Genomic DNA, 17,359 nt, shown 5'->3' with positions numbered 1-17,359 from the left:
TTTCTTAGCGGTGGCGGTTTTTTATCGCCCCGGAGATTGGCATAGAGCTACCGTGGCTGCAATATCGAAAAGCCTGAGAGCAGGAGCGCAGATCAGCACATTGCGGGGCAACCCCTGAGCATTATCGAGCAAGAACTAGTAGCGTTCGCCGGCAGAAGCATCGATGAGGTCACCGATGCCCACGTTGGTGGCGACGGTGTGCACACCATGGGAGCGGCGGTGCTGGACGCTAGCGGTGCCATGTACCCGGGTGTGAACTTCTATCACTTCACCGGTGGTCCCTGCGCCGAGCTAGTGGCTCTTGGCTCAGCGCGTGCCAACGGAGCATACGATCCGCAAGTGATCGTCGCGGTGGGTAACGAGGGACGGGGAATCAAAACCCCTGCGGTCGCTGCCGACAGATTATGGCCGATAACTATCCATGGATCCGAGTGATCGTTGTACAGCCTGAGGGACCGCGCACTGTAAGCATTAACGCGTTACTGCCACTAAATTTTGACTGGAACGCTGAGCAGGCCTAGAGCGCCGTATTTGACCGGAGCCGGCGTACAGCTGGCTTACAACATTTGAGTTAAGGTTCAAGGTAAAGGCTCGCCGTAAAGGAACCCAAAACGCCAAGTTCTTTTGCTTAGACCGATAACCTTGAGTTGAGCTTACAGCTCGAAGAATTAGGTAGATCGAACGGGAAGTGTGGTTAACCCATCGTGAGCGAGGAACAGGGAAGCAAGCACCGTGGCGCAGGGATGCTCAAGGAGCCCCGCCCGGTGGGCCCAACCGGTAAGCCGTTGACAGATTTCCCGGTGCCAGCACCGTTGCCATCGCACGGGCCAGCCCGTGTTATTGCCATGGTCAACCAGAAGGGTGGCGTGGGTAAAACCACCTCCACCATCAACTTGGCTGCGGCGCTCGCCGAATACGGCCGTAAGGTACTTTTGGTGGACTTTGATCCACAGGGCGCCTTGTCTGCTGGCTTTGGTACCAACCCGCACGAAATGGACATCACCGTCTACAACGTGCTGATGGACCGTCAGGTGAAGATCACCGATGCCATCTTGAAGACCGATGTGGAAAACATCGACCTGTTGCCAGCGAACATTGACCTGTCCGCTGCAGAAGTGCAGCTGGTCAACGAGGTTGCCCGCGAGCAGGTTCTTGAACGCGCCCTGCGCAACGTCATCGACGACTACGACGTAGTACTAATTGACTGCCAGCCGTCCTTGGGTCTGCTCACCGTCAACGCACTGACCGCTGCCCACGGTGTGATCATCCCATTGACCGCAGAGTTCTTCGCACTGCGTGCCGTGGCCCTGCTGATGGAAACCATCGACAAGGTCAAGGATCGTCTGAACCAGGTCTTGGAGCTGGACGGCGTTGTTGCAACCATGTACGACGCGCGAACCCTGCACAGCCGTGAGGTCATCACCCGCTTGGATGAAGCCTTTGGCGACAAACTCTTCGAAACGGTCATCAAGCGAACCATCAAGTTTGCCGATGCCAACGTGGCCGCTGAACCAATCACTAGTTACGCTGCGAACCACCCCGGCGCCGAGGCCTACCGTAACCTGGCTCGCGAGCTGATTTGGCGTGGTGGCGCCCCGTAATGAGCAGCACGCTCACCGAGCAAACCGCCAACGATTCCACCGAGCCAGCACAGACTGAGCCGGAATCGTCTGGCGGTTTTCGCCTTGCCCTGCAAAATTTTAACGGTCCCTTTGACGTCCTACTTCACCTGATAACCCAGCGCGAGCTGGATATCACCGAGGTGGCTCTGGCGCAGGTGACCGACGAATTTATCGCCTACCTTCGAGAACTGCAAGCCAGTGTCACCGAGGGTAGTGACGGGATGAAGGTGCTCGATGAGACTACCGAATTTTTGGTAGTAGCCTCCACGCTTCTAGATTTGAAAGCCGCCCGGCTGCTGCCGCGTGGCGAGATGGCTGACGAAGAAGACTTTGAACTGCTTGAAGCCAGGGACCTCTTGTTTGCCCGACTTTTGCAGTACAAGGCCTTTAAGCAAGCAGCCGAGTTTTTGGGGAGCAATACCAGAGTGAAGGCTCACGGTATCCACGCGAAGTTTCTTTGGAACCAGAATTTGCTTCCCTGCTTCCTGAATTAATTTTCACCATTGGCCCCGACGCCCTAGCTGCGCTGGCCGCCTCAGCACTAGCCCCTAAGCCTGCGCCAACCACCGAAGTTGGCATCGGACACTTGCATGGGGCCAACGTGACAATCGCTGAGGAAGCTGAGTCGATGACCGCGCTGCTTGAAGCACGCGGCCCGCTGGATTTCCGCGAATTGGTGGCTGATGCCTCAGCGCATCTGGTGGTGGTAGTACGTTTTCTGGCATTGTTGGAGATGTTTAGGCAACGCGCGATCAGCTTTGAACAAGTTGATCCGCTGGGACCACTGCGCATTAGCTTGCTTTTAGAGTCCAGCTTTGATGCCCAGTCGGTTCAAGATGAGTATGAGGGGAGCGCGGGTGAGGTGAATCATGAGTGAGATTGCACCCATTGACCAGCTGCCAGGAGGCCTAGAATCGGGCCTCGAAGCGGTACTAATGGTCGCCGATATCCCCGTAAGTTCGGCACATTTGGCACAAATCTTCCAGGTACCAATTGAGCGGATCGCCCAGACTTTGGAGAAGTTGGCTACCGAGTATGATGGAAAGGATCGCCCGCGCGGATTTGAACTGCGTCGTGTCGCCTCCGGGTGGCGTTTCTATACGCGTAGCGATTACGCCGATTTCGTCTCCAGCTTTGTGCTCGATGGGCAGAGCGCGCGCTTGTCGCAGGCCGCCTTGGAAACACTGGCTGTCATCGCATACCGACAGCCGGTCTCGCGTGGACGTATTTCGGCGATTCGAGGTGTGAACGTCGATTCTGTAGTGCGCACATTGCTCACTCGCGGATTGATCACGGAGTATGAGGAAACTGGAGATGGTGGAGCAACGCTCTACCAGACCACCGAATACTTCCTGGAACGACTGGGATTGGGCTCGCTAGATGAGTTGCCTGCGCTATCCCCGTATCTTCCTGGGGTGGCCGATCTTGAATCGCTCGATTCGGCAACCTACGACGATTAAGAAACTGCCAGCAGGCAGCTACACCGGACCAACCACGCGTGATGCCCCTAATCGACGGGACCGCGCAGCGAAACGTAACAGCAAGGGACACAGGCAAGCATGAGCAGGGGATCTTCCTCCGGCCGCACACCACGCGGCAACAATTCAAACTTCGGCGGCAAGCCAGCAGGCGGCCGCGGCAAACAGGGCGGCAAGTCCTTCGGCGACAAGCCGTACGACAAGTCCGCCTCCGGCAAGCCAGGTGCTCGCAGCAACTCGGCCAAGTCAGATTCGGCACGGTCGGATTCGACCAAGTCGGGCTCGGCAAAGCGCAATACTGCCGCACCACGCAAAAACTCCGAGCGCGCCTTTGGTAAGGAACGCTTCGGCAATTCCGTACCAAACACCTACGCTCGTCCGACCCAGCGCGCTCGCGCTCAGGCCCGTGCTGAAAGCCAGGCTAACCGTCAGGAGCACGGCGAGTCACAAGACGGCATCCGCTTGCAGAAGGCCATGGCCAATGCAGGTGTTGCATCACGTCGTGTCTGCGAAGAGATGATCACCGAGGGCCGCGTTGAAGTTAACGGTCAACTGATTGTTGAACTTGGCGCCCGCGTTGATCCAGCCAAGGATTCCATCCACGTTGATGGCATGCGTATCCAGGTCAACCAGACCAACCGCTACTACGTGTTTAACAAGCCAAAGCACGTAATGAGCACGATGGATGACCCAGAGGGTCGTCGCACCATCGCTGACTACTTCAAAAATGAGCACCACGCTCAGCGCTTGTTCCACGTCGGCCGCCTTGATTACAAGACCGAAGGCGTGCTGATCCTGACCAACGACGGCGAGCTAGCTAACCGTCTGCAGCACCCAAAGTACGAGGTGCCAAAGACCTACCTGGTGCAGATCCCGGGCCCACTGCCACGTGCAGTGAGCAACGAGCTGCGTGAAGGTATTAAGCTGGAAGACGGCTGGATCAAGGTTGATGACCTGAAGATCATCGCCACCACCCCTAAAAACGTGATGGTTGAAGTGACCTTGCACTCTGGTCGCAACCGTATCGTGCGACGCATGTTTGACGCTGTGGGCCACCCGGTTCAGCGTTTGGTACGCGTAGCTGTTGGTCCCGTACTACTCGGAGATCAGAAGCAGGGCACCATCCGCTCCCTGGGCAACCAGGAAATCGGTCACCTGATGGCCATGGTGGGGATGTAACTAATGCCCTCTTCTCACCTTGCCGGCCCAGTTCTGGTCATCGGCACCGGGCTGCTGGGCACCTCGGTGGGATTAGGACTGCGCGCCAAAGGCCTGCACGTATACCTCTCGGATATTTCGCCAACCGCCGCTGGGGTAGCCCAGGATATCGGGGCTGGTGTGCTCCTTGAAGCGCGCACCATCGCTCCGGAACTTGTGGTGGTGGGCGCTCCGCCGGATGTCACCGCAGCCTTGGTTGCTCAAGCACTCTTGGATTACCCCAACGCCACGGTGGTTGATATCGCCAGCGTTAAGGGATCTATCCTTGCCGCTGTGTTGGCCGATGGGCGACTGGGAGAGCGCGAAACTTCGCGCTACGTGGGTACACATCCCATGGCAGGGCGAGAGAAGTCCGGCCCGGCAGCAGCTCGTGGTGAACTCTTCACCTCAATGCCGTGGGTTATCTGCGCGCATGAAGGTGCAGATGCCTCGCGGGTGAAGGTGGCAGAGTCTTTGGCTATCGATCTGGGTGCGACCATGCACCGGATGAGCGTGACCGAGCACGATGAGTCTGTGGCTTTGATCAGTCACTTCCCGCAGGCTGCCAGCTCGATGATTGCTTCGCGATTGCTCGACGCGCAACCACACCAATTGGCTTTAGCCGGCAACGGATTGCGTGACACCACGCGAATCGCCGCTAGCGATGAGAAGCTGTGGATTCAGATCTTTGCGCACAACGCCGCCGCATTGGTGCCCATCCTTACCGGGATGAAAGAAGATTTGGATCGACTGATCAACACGTTGCAAGAACCGAAGGCCCCTGGAGCTTTGCTGGATTTGTCGCAGTTGATGAGTGAAGGTAACGCCGGTAAGGCCCGCATTCCGGGCAAGCACGGCGCACCACCTCAAGCTTTTGCACTAGTGACTGTGGTGATCGATGACCGTCCAGGTCAGATCGCTCAGTTGCTAACTGAGATTGGCCAAGCGCAGATCAACATCGAAGATTTGCGTATGGAACACTCTGCCGGACATCAGGTTGGTCTGGTGGACGTTTCGGTGATTCCAGGCCGCCGCGACGAACTAATTGACGTATTGACCACTAACGGATGGAAAGTAGCCCAGTGAGCACCTTGAACAACGACACGCTTGTCATCGCCATCGACGGCCCTAGCGGCTCTGGCAAGTCTTCGGTCTCCAAGGCCGTCGCCCGCGAACTGGGTGCCGTCTACTTGGATACCGGTGCCATGTACCGTGCGATCACTTACTCGGTGCTCGATGCTGGAACCGACCTCACCGACGCTCACGCTATCGCCCAGGCGGTGCGCGACGCGCAGTTGCAAATTTCCGTTGACCCGGATGCTGAGCTGGTAAAGATTGGCGGGGTCGACGTGACGCAAGCCATTCGTGAACCACGCATCTCCGAGCAGGTGTCCGCCGTAGCAACCAATCTGGATGCCCGCGCGGAGCTGGTACGCCGTCAGCAGGAAATCATCAAGGCAAACACTCGCATTGTGGCTGAAGGCCGCGACATCACTACCGTTGTTGCACCGGATGCTGATGCGCGTATTTTGCTCACCGCGTCAGAAGAAGCACGACTGCGTCGCCGCGGTCTGCAGCTCGGTGGTAGCCAGAACGACTCGCAGCTAGCCAACCAAGTGCTGGCCCGCGACGCCAAGGATTCCACCGTAGTGAACTTCACCCAGGCTGCCGATGGAGTCATGACCGTTGACTCCTCGGACCTAGATTTTGAACAAACCATCGCCGCAGTGCTTGACGCAATCAACACTGCAACGAAAAACTAGCCTCAAGCTGGTGCCCATCCTCGGCGAGAGCCGATGAAGATTACGATCGCTGTGAAGGGAAAATCATGAGCGAGAACAACTCCACCCACGACGAGGAATACATCCCCGTTGGAGACGACGATATCGCCGAGCGCCTGGCCGAACTGAGCGAGGAAGAAGCCGCCATTCGTGCGCAGGCTCTGCTCAGCGGACTGGAAGATTACGATCTCGACGAAGAAGACTCTGCCTTACTGGCAGGCCTCGACGCATTTGACGACGAGGATAAAGACGTAGTTATCCCGCCGGTTCTGGCGGTTATTGGACGTCCAAACGTCGGTAAGTCCACTTTGGTCAACCGTATTTTGGGTCGCCGCGAAGCCGTGGTTGAAGACACCCCAGGTGTTACCCGTGACCGTGTGTCCTACTCCGCTGAGTGGATGGGTCGTCCCTTCACCGTTGTTGATACCGGTGGCTGGGAGCACGATGCCAAGGGCATCCACGCTTCGGTAGCCGATCAGGCCGAAATCGCTGCAGACGTAGCCGACGCAATTCTATTTGTTGTTGACTCCCACGTTGGAGCCACCGCAACTGACGAAGCTGTGGTGAAGATGCTGCGCAAGAAGGGCAAGCCTGTCTTCTTGGTCGCCAATAAGGTTGATGACTTCAACCAAGAAGCCGAAGCAGCTGTGCTGTGGGGCTTGGGCTTCGGTCAGCCATGGCCAGTTTCGGCCCTGCACGGTCGCGGTACCGCTGACCTGTTGGACGCCGTCATGGAGAAGCTACCTGAGCACTCGGCTTTTGGTGGTTTGATTCCTTCCGGCGGCCCACGCCGTATTGCCTTGATCGGACGCCCAAACGTGGGTAAGTCCTCGTTGCTGAACAAGCTTGCTGGTTCCGAGCGTGTGGTTGTTGACGAGTACGCCGGTACCACCCGCGACCCAGTGGATGAATTGATCGAACTGGGCGGGAACATCTGGCGCTTCGTGGATACCGCTGGTATTCGCCGTCGTCAGCACATGGCTGTTGGCTCCGACTACTATGCTTCATTGCGTACCCAGACCGCTCTGGAAAAGGCCGAAGTTGCCGTGATCCTGTTGGCCGCCAACGAGATCGTTTCCGAGCAGGACGTGCGCATCATCCAGCTGGCCATCGAAGCTGGCCGTGCCATGGTCATCGTTTACAACAAGTGGGACGAGGTGGATGAGGACCGTCGTTACTACCTGGATCAGGAAATCGATCGCGACCTCGCGCACATCGAATGGGCCCCACGGGTCAACATTTCTGCCAAGACCGGCTGGCACAAGGACAGGCTTGTTCCTGCATTGAACACGGCTCTGGATTCTTGGGATAAGCGCGTTCCAACGGGCAAGCTGAACGCTTTCTTGGGTGAACTCGTAGCTGCGCACCCGCACCCAGTACGTGGCGGTAAGCAGCCACGCATCCTCTTTGGCACTCAGGCTTCGGCCCGTCCGCCACGTTTTGTGCTGTTCACCACCGGGTTCCTGGACCCAGGTTACCGCCGGTTCATCACCCGTCGTTTGCGTGAAACTTTCGGTTTTGAGGGCAGCCCAATCGAGGTTTCGATGCGTATCCGTGAGCGTCGCTCACGCAACCGCTAAAGTTCGAAATTAGCCCTTCACTTGGTGTAGGGTGAATATGGAGCTTTTGCAGACGGCACCCTTAGATCTCACGACTTGGGGGATAACGGCTGCGGAAGCATCGGGCTATGGCGCAGCTTGGTAGCGCGCCTCACTGGGGGTGAGGAGGCCGTGGGTTCAAATCCCGCTAGCCCGACCATCTTGTAAAACCCCGTCGAGAATTTTTCTCGGCGGGGTTTTGCTCTGCCAAAATAATTACGGGAGCAACCAGATGCAACGCAGGTTCCAACAGGTAGACGTCTTCAGTAGTACTGCTTATAAAGGCAATCCGCTGGGGGTAGTTTTAGACGCCCCGGGGCTCTCTAGCCAAGAGATGATCAACTATTCGCGGTGGTCCAATCTTTCTGAGGTCACCTTTGTGTTGCCGTCTGAAAATCCAGACGCGGACTATCGCTTCCGTATCTTCGCTAGGGAACGTGAGTATCCATTTGCTGGTCATCCTGCTTTGGGCACGGCGCGTGCATGGCTTGCCGAAGGGGAGTGCCGAAGAATTCAGGGTTGATTCTGGCTGAATGCGAAGCCGGGGTTGTGCCAATCAAAATTCAAGGCGACGTATTGTCATTCGCCTCGCCGCCAACGATACGCAGCGGGACAATTGAAGCCAGCGAGCTAGCCGAGGTTCTGCACATTCTTGGTGTGGAGCAATCGCAGGTGCTCGATTCTCAGTGGGTGGATAACGGGCCCGGGTGGATGGCCATCTTGCTGGATGACCATGACCTTTTGCTTGGGCTTGATCCGAAGATTCCAACCCGTCCCGGTCGATGGAAAATCGGCGTCATCGCGCCTTTGGCTCATGCGCAAGGTGAAGAAAAATTTGAGGTCCGGGCACTGACCATCGAGAACGGAACCCTGCGAGAAGATCCTGTGACAGGGAGCCTGAACGGTGCAGCAGCGCAGTGGCTCATCAACACGCAAAAGGTCCACCCTCCACTGATTAACCGGCAAGGCTCGGTAATCGGGTACGAGGGACGCGTGTACCTAGACGCCAGTGACGAACATTTGTGGGTTGGTGGGCATACCCAGGTCTTGATCCGCGGAACTATTGAGCTCTAGGGCCCGATGCCTTGTCAGGGTCTTTGAGCCGAACTAGTCTTGAGAAATGGGAACGATAATTTCTGGGATGTTCTTCCACACAACGCCATAGCGTTGATTTATCCGATGTTGAGCCTAGCTCCATTGCCCACCCACGGCATCATGTTTCGGTGCCCGACAAATAACTGTGCTGCTTGATGGACTTTAGAAGTCTTTGCGCGCAAGGCAGGAAAATCCCATGACTCAGGCCAAATCTACAGACCTTGATGGTGAGGCTAACGGTGAAGACCGTAGCAATGCACTGTGCATTTTGGAGAACGTTAGTGTCAGTTTTGCAGACCTAGACGTACTGACCGATGTCGACGTTGTTCTTTCCTTCAACGAACGACTTGCCGTATTGGGCGATAACGGTTCAGGTAAGTCAACTCTCATGCGAGTGCTATCTGGAACGCTGGAGCCAGATCAAGGGCACCGAGTGATCAACGCGCCCGGGGAGTTGCCTACGCTGCACAGAACCCTAAATTCTCCGCAGACATGAGCGTACAAGAGGTCATAAACTCCTACCACCGACGATTCCGCGAACTGGAAACTCTGATCGCTGCCATCTCGCAACGACTGCAGAGCGCTACAGGCCAGACGGCTGAGCGCCTCATGACTCAATTGCAGCAGGTTACCGACCTTTATGAGGCAGCAGATGGTTATAGCTTGGAACAGCGAGTGGACAGCGCCCTCGAGCAGCTGAGCTTGGGGGAGATTGATCGGCAACGGCCCGTCTCCCAGCTCTCCGGCGGGCAACGTTCACGACTGGGGTTAGCCTGTGTACTGTGTTCGGGAGCCCAACTACTGTTACTGGACGAACCGACCAACGACTTAGACGATTCTGCGATGTCGTGGTTGGAGCGGAACCTTGAAAAGCACCATGGAGCGTTGGTGGTCATCAGCCACGACCGCATGTTCCTACAGCGGTTTGCGCGTTCCATCGTTGAAGTTCATGACGGTTCTTTGGCGCACTATGGGAACGGATACGGAGGTTATCTGCATGCCAAGGAGCAGGAACGAATTGCGATTCGGGCGGACTACGAACAGTGGCTGGAGGAGTTGGAGCATTCTCAGCGTTTGGTGGAAAAGAATGCGGCTCGCGTTGCAGCTGTACCCCGGAAACAAGAAAAGGCCGGGTTTGGGCACGGTAATTTCCGCATGCGCAGTCGCAGCCATGGATCGACTTCAAAGATTCGTCAGGCCAAATCTCGCATTGAGGATCTGGAATCAAACCCGGCACCGAAGCCCGCGGCCGAATTGGAATTTGCCATGCCAACCGAAAGTGGCACTGGCGATGGCAACACTTGTTTGGTCAGAGCAACTAAGGCACGACGCGAGGAAGCGCCGCTGTTGGCAACGAGTAATTTTGAAATTAACCTAGGCCAGCGTTGGTTAGTTACTGGTCCCAATGGTGCAGGCAAAACTTCGCTGTTAAAGCTGCTGGCTGGCGAATTAGATCATTCTCAAGGCCAAATCTGGCGAGCAGAAAATCTGAGCTATGCGTGGTTACGACAAGAGCTCGGACAGACCCCGGAGAAAGCTTGCTCGAATCATTCGCTCTGGCGACGGACAGTTTTGTTGAAGAAGCTGCGCCGGTGCTGGCTAAGTTGGGGCTGTTTAGGGCCAATGATTTTCCGCGGCATCCGCTTTCGCTCTCGGTGGGCCAACGCCGCAGGTTTGAGCTTGCTGTGGCGGTCAGCACTCGGGCGCAATTACTACTATTAGACGAGCCGACAAACCATCTCTCGCCGGCGCTGGTTGAACAGCTTGAAGAAGCGTTAGAGCAATACCCTGGAACGGTTATTACCGTGACTCATGATCGCAGGTGGCAGCAGAAACTCAGGGCGCAATCGAACCTTCAGAGATTGCATGTACGAGATGGTCAGGTGCAAGTCGTGAAATAGGCGAGTGGACGCCACGAACAACATCATGCATGGATACTGCCAGTTCCTAAGGTGCAAAACTTATGACGGAAGTCTGAATCTGCGCGCAGGTTCCAATGGCTACCAACCAGCACACGTATGTGCTGGTTGGTAGCCATTTTTTCTTTGGAGAGTGCGCGGTCTTGGTGCGATCAGAAGTGAGAAATCCACGAATTCGGACAAAGGTTGTGAGGCCGCTCACGGATTGCATATGATTAGTGTGCGATAAAAGAGCATCGAGTTCTATTATCGAACAAATGATATTCGAGTAAGTCATCACAGAGAAGCGGGGGATGGGACAGTGCAGTTTCATCACAACGGATATGTCTCGGCGGATCCACGAGTTCAACCGGCAGCGGGAACGGGGATCAACCGTCCCGAAGAACTACCGGAATTCATGGACGTGCTAATTGTTGGCACCGGGCCGGCCGGAACTATTACCGCGGCACAGCTCTCACAATTTCCAGATGTGCATACCCGAATCATCGACCGTCGCCCACATCGACTTGAGATTGGCCAGGCGGATGGAATTCAGTCACGCACTGTTGAGACATTCCAAGCATTCAACTTCGCAGAGCGGATCACCGCAGAAGCCTATGTCATCAAAGAGACCACATTTTGGAATCCGGATCCTGCCAAACCTGAACAGATCATTCGCACCGACAGGACGGCAGATGATCCGACGGGTGTCAGTGAATTTCCGCATCTTGTGGTGAACCAGGCGAGGGTCATCGACTACTTTGCCGAATACGCCCTCAACTCACCTGCTCGAATTACTCCAGATTATGGCTGGGAATTCAAAGAGCTCAGCGCTGAACCTGCTCACGAATATCCTGCGAAAGTCACGCTGATTAACTGCGCTGACGGTGCGGATTCATTGGAACGCGTAGTTCGTGCCAAATACGTTGTGGGAGCAGACGGTGCACGCAGTCAGGTTCGCCGTTCCATTGGAGCCAAGCTGTCAGGCGACAAAGCCAACCATGCGTGGGGCGTCATGGATACCTTGGCCCTCACCGACTTTCCGGATGTGCGAACTAAATGCGCAATCCATTCAACCGCCGGCTCAATCCTGCTCATTCCTCGTGAAGGCGGACAACTCTTCCGACTTTATGTTGACCTAGGCGAGGTTCCGGAAAACGACGAGGGTAAGGTCCGCGAAACACCGTTGGAAGAAATCATTGAACGGGCCAAAGCGATCTTGAATCCCTACTCGCTAGAAGTGAAAGATGTTGTCTGGCATAGCGTCTACGAAGTCGGCCATCGACTAGCCGATCGCTTCGACGACGTCCCTCTGGAAAAAATTGATTCGCAAAATCCTCGAGTCTTCATCGTCGGGGACGCCTGCCACACACACACTGCAAAAGCAGGGCAAGGGATGAATGTGTCCATGCAGGATGGATTCAACCTGGCATGGAAAATTGGTCATGTGCTTTCTGGGCAAGCACCAGCGCAATTGCTGCGGACTTACAGCGCCGAACGTAAGGTCATCGCCAAAGATCTGATCGACTTTGATAAGCAATGGTCCTCCATCATGACCGCAACGCCAGAAGACTTGGCAGGCAAGGAAGGCGTTGCCGAATTTTATGTTCGTACCGCTGAATTCCCGGCAGGATTCATGACTGAGTATTCACCGTCCGAACTTACGGGCAACAAAACGTACCAGCATCGAGCAGCCGGATTCCCCATTGGTAAGCGTTTCAGATCCGCAGAAGTTATGCGTGTGGCCGACGCCAACCCAAAACACTTGGGGCATCATCACAAGGTCGATGGGCGCTATCGAATTTATGTTTTTGCCGACCAGCAGCCAGCAGGTGCCTCGGGTGAAGTTGCACAGCTGGCATCGTGGTTGACGGATTCACAAGATTCTCCGGTCCGGCGATTCACGCCAACGGGCTCGGATCTTGATGCGCTCTTTGATATCAAGGTGATCTACCAGCAAGATTACTCAACGCTGAACATCAACGACGCACCTGAGATATTCCGCCCCCATGTTGGACAGTTCGGACTCATGAACTATGAAAAGGTCTACACCGCTCTGCCCGCGGAAAATATCTTTGAACAACGACAAATTTCCCGTGAGGGAGCGATCGTAATCGTTCGGCTGGATATGTATGTGGCCAACGTTTTGCCGTTGAGTGCCACCGATCAACTATCCGAGTTTTTTGATTCAGTGTTACTCGATCAGAACTAATCAAGATATTTCCCCTACCAGTGTGAGGCCAGCTCAATGAGCTGTTCTCACGCTGGCTCTCAGTGTTGTCGCTGCGGAATATTTAATGCACTGTGTGAGTTGTTAAAGGTGCAAGGGATAAGTTCGCGGCGGAAGGAATGCGTTATGGATCAGGGGTTCAGTTTCGATCTACAACAGGTCGTCGAATCTGACATGGTGTGCGCCGACGGCGTCTGTTTTATTCCGCCTTCTAACGAGTCCACTGCTCAAGCAAATACTCTCGCAGAACCACTGCGTGATTAGCTTGCTCGTTTTTTGAACTATAAACAAAAGTGACGATCGGATGTTGCTCTAGGATTTGCAGCAAGTCGTCTACAGCGGGGTTTTGATCCAACTCGGATTTGTAGACCTGAGCGTATTGTTCGAAGTGCTCGGCGTCGTGGATCCATACTTTGCGAAGTTCGTTGCTTGGAGCAACGGCCTTAGCCCACTGGTCTAAATGGAGTTTCTCTTTACTTTGACCACGCGGCCATAGACGGTCAACCAGTATTCGGTAGCCGTCTTCGGCAATAGCGTCGCTGTACACCCGCTTGAGTCGAATTTCAGACATGATTCACCTGTTAATTCCTGATCTGCGCTGGTTCTGATCCAAAATACCGAGAATGATCGGTGCCATGGAGACGATCGTGGTTTCGCTCAATTTACCTCAGATGTCACGCCTAGAATTCCATGCGTCGGAAATTATGCGCTCATCTGTTATCACTTGGCTGGTGAGTAGGCTAATCTGTAGATAGTTTGGTATCGCAATAATGCCAAATTCGAACTCAAGGTCGTCGCGCACGAACTGTAAGCAAGATTTTCTGGAGGATCCCAAATGTCGGAACATGGGCCGGTTGACCCGCACAAAGAGTCTGCCTCCGAGACGACCAATATTTCTCTCCCATCAGCTGGCAAGCCAACTGAGCCCGCAGTCATCTACACTCTGAGTGAAGATGAGAAGAGCGCAGTACGCGCACTGCCTGCCGGTTCGGCATTGTTGATTGCTCACTCCGGGCCGAACAAGGGCGCACGCTTCTTGTTGGACACCGACGAGAGCATCGCTGGCCGGCACCCGAACGCTGATATTTTCCTAGACGACGTCACCGTTTCGCGCAGGCATGCAAAGTTCACCCGTAGTGGTCAGAGCTTCCGCCTCAGCGATATTGGTTCGCTCAACGGCACTTACATTAACGGTGACCGGATTGACGCTATCCAGCTCAACAGCGGAGTCCAGGTTCAAATTGGCAAGTTCCGTTTGAATTTTTACCAGAGCGTGCCGAACCTTTAAGCTAGTAGAGTTCTAGGTTTTCCGCCGACGGTTAGTCCGTCGTCTTCTCCATAATTCCGAGGTGTAGACCCTTTGTCGATTTTTGACGCAGCCCGAAGCCCACGACTCGAGGCGCAACGCCACGAGACTGTCCGGCAGGCAGCGCTAAACATCGGTGAAGTGCTCTCGGAACTCAAGGATGAATTTCCACGCGTCACAGCCTCGAAGATTCGCTTCTTAGAGGACAAGGGATTGATCATCCCGCAGCGCACCTCAGCTGGGTACCGGAAGTACAGTTCCTCGGACGTTAGCCGTCTGCGTTTCATCCTTTCGGTGCAGCGCGACCAGTACCTGCCGCTGAAGGTCATCAAAGATCACCTCGACGCGGTTGATCGTGGCGAGGCTCCTGAAGCATTGCCTGGGGAGCCCCAGCCGCACCACAGCTCGTCAATAGCGACATGGCTGAAGCCGTGGAGCGCAAGACCCGACTGGTTTCTCTCTCTGAGCTACAGGGCCTAAGCGGCGCTAGTGATGAGCTGGTTGATGAACTGCTTAAGTTTGGACTGGTTGAAGCCCAGGGCGGCCTCTTCGATTCGAACTGCATCAAGGTCACCAAGTCTGCAGTGCTTTTAGCTAGCCATGGCGTTGAACCCCGCCACCTGCGTCAATTCCGCACTGCCGCTGATCGCGAGTTCTCGCTTATCGAAACAATCGTCGGTAACGAGATGAGGAAGCCCGAGGTTTCCGCCCGTGCCCGCGCAGCGGAAGAAGCTCAGGAAATCTCTCGGCAGTGCTTGGAGATTCACGAAGCCCTCGTACAGCGTGCTATTTCGCAGCTAGATCGCTAGGCTAAACACACCAGGCATTCACGACTCTAGGGGGCAGACATGCTGGAACTGGAGTTTTCCGGGATACGTATTCAACTGCCGGCAAATCAGCCACTGTTGCTACTGAAATACTCGGAGCGAAATCTTTTCCTTCCATTGTGGATTGGTGCTCCAGAAGCATCGGCTATTGCCATGTCCGAGCAGGGGCTAACGCCGCCACGTCCGATGACACACGATTTGATGCTCAGCATTTTTGAGGCCACCGGGGTGAGCTTGGAGCGTGTAGAAATCATCTCCGTGCACAACGCCGTTTTTGTGGCCGAACTTGTTTTGTCTAATGGCAAACGTGTGGATTCACGTTCCTCTGACGCAGTGGCCCTAGCCGTACGCACACAATGCCCAATTTATTGTGCCGAGGACGTCCTCGAAGATGCCGGAGTGTCTATCGAGCTGGAAGCCGAGGGCGAGGAAGCTCCAGAAGAGCAGTTGCGTGAGTTCCGGGAATTTTTGGACACTATTGACCCCGAGGACTTTTCTTCATAGGCATTTCTTTGTTGAATTCAGCGAATTATTGTCGCTGAATTGGGATATTCGATGTACGTGTGCGACACGGCTTAAAGTTAAGCTTGAAGGTCTTTGACCATTAGCGCCGATAGCCGTACCGTCGATGCATAGGGACATAGAACAAGAACTGTTTTTGATGATCATCGCTCGCATCTGTGCGGTTCTGAGTTAGTCGCTACCTTACTCATTTAGGAACGTGCTGATACACAAGGAGCAATTGGATGGAGTCTAGCCAGACAGGACCTCGTCGCGGGGTCGACGGCGGCAACAAGCATTCCAATACGCAAGGGCTGCTCTTCACCGACGACCTGCCTGAGCTCGATGAGCACGCCGGATACCGCGGTCCAGTTGTTTGCAAAGCCGCAGGCATTACCTACCGTCAGCTCGATTACTGGGCACGTACCGGCCTAGTTGAGCCAGCCGTTCGTGGTGCCAAAGGTTCGGGTAGTCACCGACTGTACTCCTTCCGCGACATCCTCGTTCTAAAGATCGTTAAGCGCCTTCTTGATACTGGCGTTTCCCTTCAGCAGATCCGTACAGCCGTCCTGCACCTACGCGAACGCGGTGTGGAAGACCTCGCTCAAATCACTTTGATGAGTGACGGCGCTTCGGTCTACGAATGCACCAGCGCGGATGAAGTTATTGACCTAGTACAGAAGGGCCAGGGCGTCTTCGGAATCGCCGTTGGACGTGTCTGGCGAGAAGTTGAAGGTTCACTTGCTCAGCTCCCATCAGAGAGCTCCACTGATCAGGATATGCCCGAAGATGAGCTGGCAGCGCGACGCGCAGCCAAGGCAGCTCGCAACGTAGGCTAGTCAAGCAAAATAAAAGCTTATAGATATGAGGCCAGGCCACCAATCGGTGGCCTGGCCTCATATCTATTTTGTCTTGAGTACTGCTTGATGCTTAGCTGTTCGATTTGCCTGCGGTCGACATGACTTCCTTGAGCAATGCATCAAACTGCGAGAGCATCGGTGCAGTTGCCTTGGAAGGCCACTGGTGTACCGAGTATGCCGCCCCCTGAATTTGCTGCCATTCGGAGTGCTCTGGGATCTCAGGCTTGACCATGGATTCACCAAACATCTGACGCATCTCGCCCAGACGGAAAGTGTGCTCTGCAGAGTCCTTGCGAACGCGGTTCGCAACAACCTTTACCGGGCCGAGTGACGGAGCGAATTCGCGACGGAAAAGATCCAGTGCGCGCTGCGTGCGTTCGGTACCTGCGACCGAGAAAAGGCTCGGTTCCGCCACTAGCAACAGTTGGTCTGAGGCGCTCCATGCCATGCGGGTCAACCCGTTCAGCGATGGAGGGCAGTCGATCAGCACTAGCTGGTAGCCGCTGGTTCGGCTGAGGATTTGGGTCAGGCGACGCAAGTCCCTGGTGCGCAAATCCGGGCGGTCATAAATGCCGGTGTAGGCATCGCCTACGGCAACATCAAGTACCGGAATGCGGGTACGCGACTTCTTCTCTGCTGCTTTTGATTGCCAAGCGCTGGCTACTACCTGCTCCTGCAAACGGACCCTACGAGCGTTCTTGAGCATTTGCCCAATTGGCTGTTTGCCGTTGGCTCGAACTCCGAGGCCAGTGCTGGCATCCGCGTGGGGATCCAAGTCAATGACGAGAGTCGGAATGCCGGCGGCAAGTGCTGCTGAAGCCAGTCCGAGCGTTACGGAGGTTTTTCCTACGCCACCCTTGAGGCTGCTGATGCTCACTACGTGCACGGACCAGACCACGCCTTTCACTGTTCGCTATTTAACGTCCCACCGAATTTTTAGTCTCTCATCATCATAGTGTGCCGAAG

Annotated in this window: 18 protein-coding genes, 1 tRNA gene and 2 pseudogenes; 18 read left to right on the top strand and 3 right to left on the bottom strand. The window is 55.3% G+C overall.

What is annotated here, in order from left to right; all coding sequences use genetic code 11:
- Nucleotides 1-135: 135 nt before the first annotated feature.
- Nucleotides 136-267 (bottom strand): hypothetical protein, encoded by a 132-nt coding sequence (locus tag N6V40_RS14180; RefSeq protein ID WP_262198054.1) that lies wholly within the window; start codon nt 265-267, stop codon nt 136-138.
- A gap of 437 nt (nt 268-704) precedes the next feature.
- Here N6V40_RS14180 and N6V40_RS14175 point away from each other — a divergent pair, with 437 nt between their 5' ends.
- From N6V40_RS14175 to N6V40_RS14120, 13 genes and pseudogenes are all read left to right on the top strand, one after another.
- Nucleotides 705-1,601, top strand: a complete 897-nt coding sequence (locus N6V40_RS14175; protein ID WP_131087724.1) for a ParA family protein — start codon at nt 705-707, stop codon at nt 1,599-1,601.
- Nucleotides 1,601-2,499, top strand: a pseudogene (locus N6V40_RS14170) (segregation and condensation protein A). Before N6V40_RS14175 ends, N6V40_RS14170 begins: the two are co-directional and overlap by 1 nt.
- Nucleotides 2,492-3,082 carry an SMC-Scp complex subunit ScpB gene (gene scpB / locus N6V40_RS14165; RefSeq protein ID WP_131087726.1) on the top strand — a complete coding sequence of 197 codons (591 nt, stop codon included), beginning with the start codon at nt 2,492-2,494 and terminating at the stop codon, nt 3,080-3,082. The pseudogene N6V40_RS14170 and the gene scpB overlap by 8 nt, the downstream one beginning before the upstream one ends.
- A 99-nt stretch (nt 3,083-3,181) precedes the next feature.
- A complete protein-coding gene (locus N6V40_RS14160; protein WP_131087727.1) occupies nt 3,182-4,279 on the top strand; it encodes a pseudouridine synthase in 1,098 nt (365 codons plus the stop codon).
- 3 nt (nt 4,280-4,282) lie between these two features.
- Nucleotides 4,283-5,383 (top strand): prephenate dehydrogenase, encoded by a 1,101-nt coding sequence (locus tag N6V40_RS14155; RefSeq protein ID WP_131087728.1) that lies wholly within the window; start codon nt 4,283-4,285, stop codon nt 5,381-5,383.
- Entirely contained in the window at nt 5,380-6,060 is a 681-nt protein-coding gene (cmk, locus tag N6V40_RS14150) for a (d)CMP kinase (RefSeq protein WP_262198053.1), read from the top strand. The genes N6V40_RS14155 and cmk overlap by 4 nt, the downstream gene beginning before the upstream one ends.
- Before the next feature lie 65 nt (nt 6,061-6,125).
- Nucleotides 6,126-7,658, top strand: coding sequence for a ribosome biogenesis GTPase Der (gene der / locus N6V40_RS14145; protein ID WP_131087730.1), 1,533 nt, complete (start codon nt 6,126-6,128; stop codon nt 7,656-7,658).
- A gap of 101 nt (nt 7,659-7,759) precedes the next feature.
- Nucleotides 7,760-7,836: transfer RNA gene (locus N6V40_RS14140), tRNA-Pro, on the top strand.
- Between the two features lie 72 nt (nt 7,837-7,908).
- Entirely contained in the window at nt 7,909-8,199 is a 291-nt protein-coding gene (locus N6V40_RS17785; RefSeq protein ID WP_396267925.1) for a PhzF family protein, read from the top strand.
- Complete coding sequence (locus tag N6V40_RS14135) at nt 8,196-8,750, top strand: PhzF family phenazine biosynthesis protein (RefSeq protein WP_396267923.1); 555 nt, start codon at nt 8,196-8,198, stop codon at nt 8,748-8,750. Before N6V40_RS17785 ends, N6V40_RS14135 begins: the two co-directional genes overlap by 4 nt.
- Nucleotides 8,751-8,967: 217 nt before the next feature.
- Nucleotides 8,968-10,447: pseudogene (locus N6V40_RS17780) on the top strand (ATP-binding cassette domain-containing protein); the annotation flags it as partial.
- Nucleotides 10,427-10,672, top strand: coding sequence for an AAA family ATPase (locus tag N6V40_RS17775; protein ID WP_396268670.1), 246 nt, complete (start codon nt 10,427-10,429; stop codon nt 10,670-10,672). The pseudogene N6V40_RS17780 and the gene N6V40_RS17775, both read left to right, overlap by 21 nt.
- Nucleotides 10,673-10,991: 319 nt before the next feature.
- Nucleotides 10,992-12,881, top strand: a complete 1,890-nt coding sequence (locus N6V40_RS14120; protein ID WP_262198051.1) for an FAD-binding monooxygenase — start codon at nt 10,992-10,994, stop codon at nt 12,879-12,881.
- 229 nt (nt 12,882-13,110) lie between these two features.
- On the opposite strand, the gene N6V40_RS14115 is transcribed toward N6V40_RS14120, so the two are convergent.
- Nucleotides 13,111-13,470, bottom strand: coding sequence for a DUF488 domain-containing protein (locus N6V40_RS14115; RefSeq protein WP_262198050.1), 360 nt, complete (start codon nt 13,468-13,470; stop codon nt 13,111-13,113).
- A gap of 264 nt (nt 13,471-13,734) precedes the next feature.
- Here N6V40_RS14115 and N6V40_RS14110 point away from each other — a divergent pair, with 264 nt between their 5' ends.
- The 5 genes from N6V40_RS14110 to N6V40_RS14095 all read left to right on the top strand — a co-directional run bounded on the left by N6V40_RS14110 (nt 13,735) and on the right by N6V40_RS14095 (nt 16,372).
- On the top strand, nt 13,735-14,187 hold the full coding sequence (locus tag N6V40_RS14110; protein WP_131087801.1) for an FHA domain-containing protein: 453 nt from the start codon (nt 13,735-13,737) through the stop codon (nt 14,185-14,187).
- A 72-nt stretch (nt 14,188-14,259) separates the two neighbouring features.
- On the top strand, nt 14,260-14,685 hold the full coding sequence (locus tag N6V40_RS17425) for a transcriptional regulator FtsR (protein ID WP_315973701.1): 426 nt from the start codon (nt 14,260-14,262) through the stop codon (nt 14,683-14,685).
- Nucleotides 14,637-15,014 (top strand): hypothetical protein, encoded by a 378-nt coding sequence (locus N6V40_RS17420; RefSeq protein WP_315973700.1) that lies wholly within the window; start codon nt 14,637-14,639, stop codon nt 15,012-15,014. The genes N6V40_RS17425 and N6V40_RS17420 overlap by 49 nt, the downstream gene beginning before the upstream one ends.
- Before the next feature lie 39 nt (nt 15,015-15,053).
- Nucleotides 15,054-15,536, top strand: coding sequence for a bifunctional nuclease family protein (locus N6V40_RS14100; protein WP_262198049.1), 483 nt, complete (start codon nt 15,054-15,056; stop codon nt 15,534-15,536).
- A gap of 242 nt (nt 15,537-15,778) precedes the next feature.
- Nucleotides 15,779-16,372: a MerR family transcriptional regulator gene (locus N6V40_RS14095; RefSeq protein ID WP_131087804.1), complete on the top strand. Its 594-nt coding sequence runs from the start codon at nt 15,779-15,781 to the stop codon at nt 16,370-16,372.
- A 91-nt stretch (nt 16,373-16,463) separates the two neighbouring features.
- On the opposite strand, the gene N6V40_RS14090 is transcribed toward N6V40_RS14095, so the two are convergent.
- Nucleotides 16,464-17,279, bottom strand: a complete 816-nt coding sequence (locus N6V40_RS14090; protein ID WP_262198048.1) for a ParA family protein — start codon at nt 17,277-17,279, stop codon at nt 16,464-16,466.
- Nucleotides 17,280-17,359: the final 80 nt, after the last annotated feature.

The sequence above is a fragment of the Glutamicibacter sp. M10 genome (genome assembly GCF_025452055.1).
Lineage (GTDB): Bacteria > Actinomycetota > Actinomycetes > Actinomycetales > Micrococcaceae > Glutamicibacter.
This window is presented reverse-complemented; position numbering and strand designations above follow the sequence as displayed.

What these genes read in the sequence shown, in the direction of transcription:
- scpB (WP_131087726.1), top strand. Translation starts at nt 2,492, where the DNA reads ATGAGTGAGATTGCACCCATTGACCAGCTGCCAGGAGGCCTAGAATCG.
- der (WP_131087730.1), top strand. Translation starts at nt 6,126, where the DNA reads ATGAGCGAGAACAACTCCACCCACGACGAGGAATACATCCCCGTTGGA.
- N6V40_RS14115 (WP_262198050.1), bottom strand. Translation starts at nt 13,470, where the DNA reads ATGTCTGAAATTCGACTCAAGCGGGTGTACAGCGACGCTATTGCCGAA.
- N6V40_RS14155 (WP_131087728.1), top strand. Translation starts at nt 4,283, where the DNA reads ATGCCCTCTTCTCACCTTGCCGGCCCAGTTCTGGTCATCGGCACCGGG.
- N6V40_RS14110 (WP_131087801.1), top strand. Translation starts at nt 13,735, where the DNA reads ATGTCGGAACATGGGCCGGTTGACCCGCACAAAGAGTCTGCCTCCGAG.
- N6V40_RS14095 (WP_131087804.1), top strand. Translation starts at nt 15,779, where the DNA reads ATGGAGTCTAGCCAGACAGGACCTCGTCGCGGGGTCGACGGCGGCAAC.
- N6V40_RS14160 (WP_131087727.1), top strand. Translation starts at nt 3,182, where the DNA reads ATGAGCAGGGGATCTTCCTCCGGCCGCACACCACGCGGCAACAATTCA.
- N6V40_RS14100 (WP_262198049.1), top strand. Translation starts at nt 15,054, where the DNA reads ATGCTGGAACTGGAGTTTTCCGGGATACGTATTCAACTGCCGGCAAAT.
- N6V40_RS17785 (WP_396267925.1), top strand. Translation starts at nt 7,909, where the DNA reads ATGCAACGCAGGTTCCAACAGGTAGACGTCTTCAGTAGTACTGCTTAT.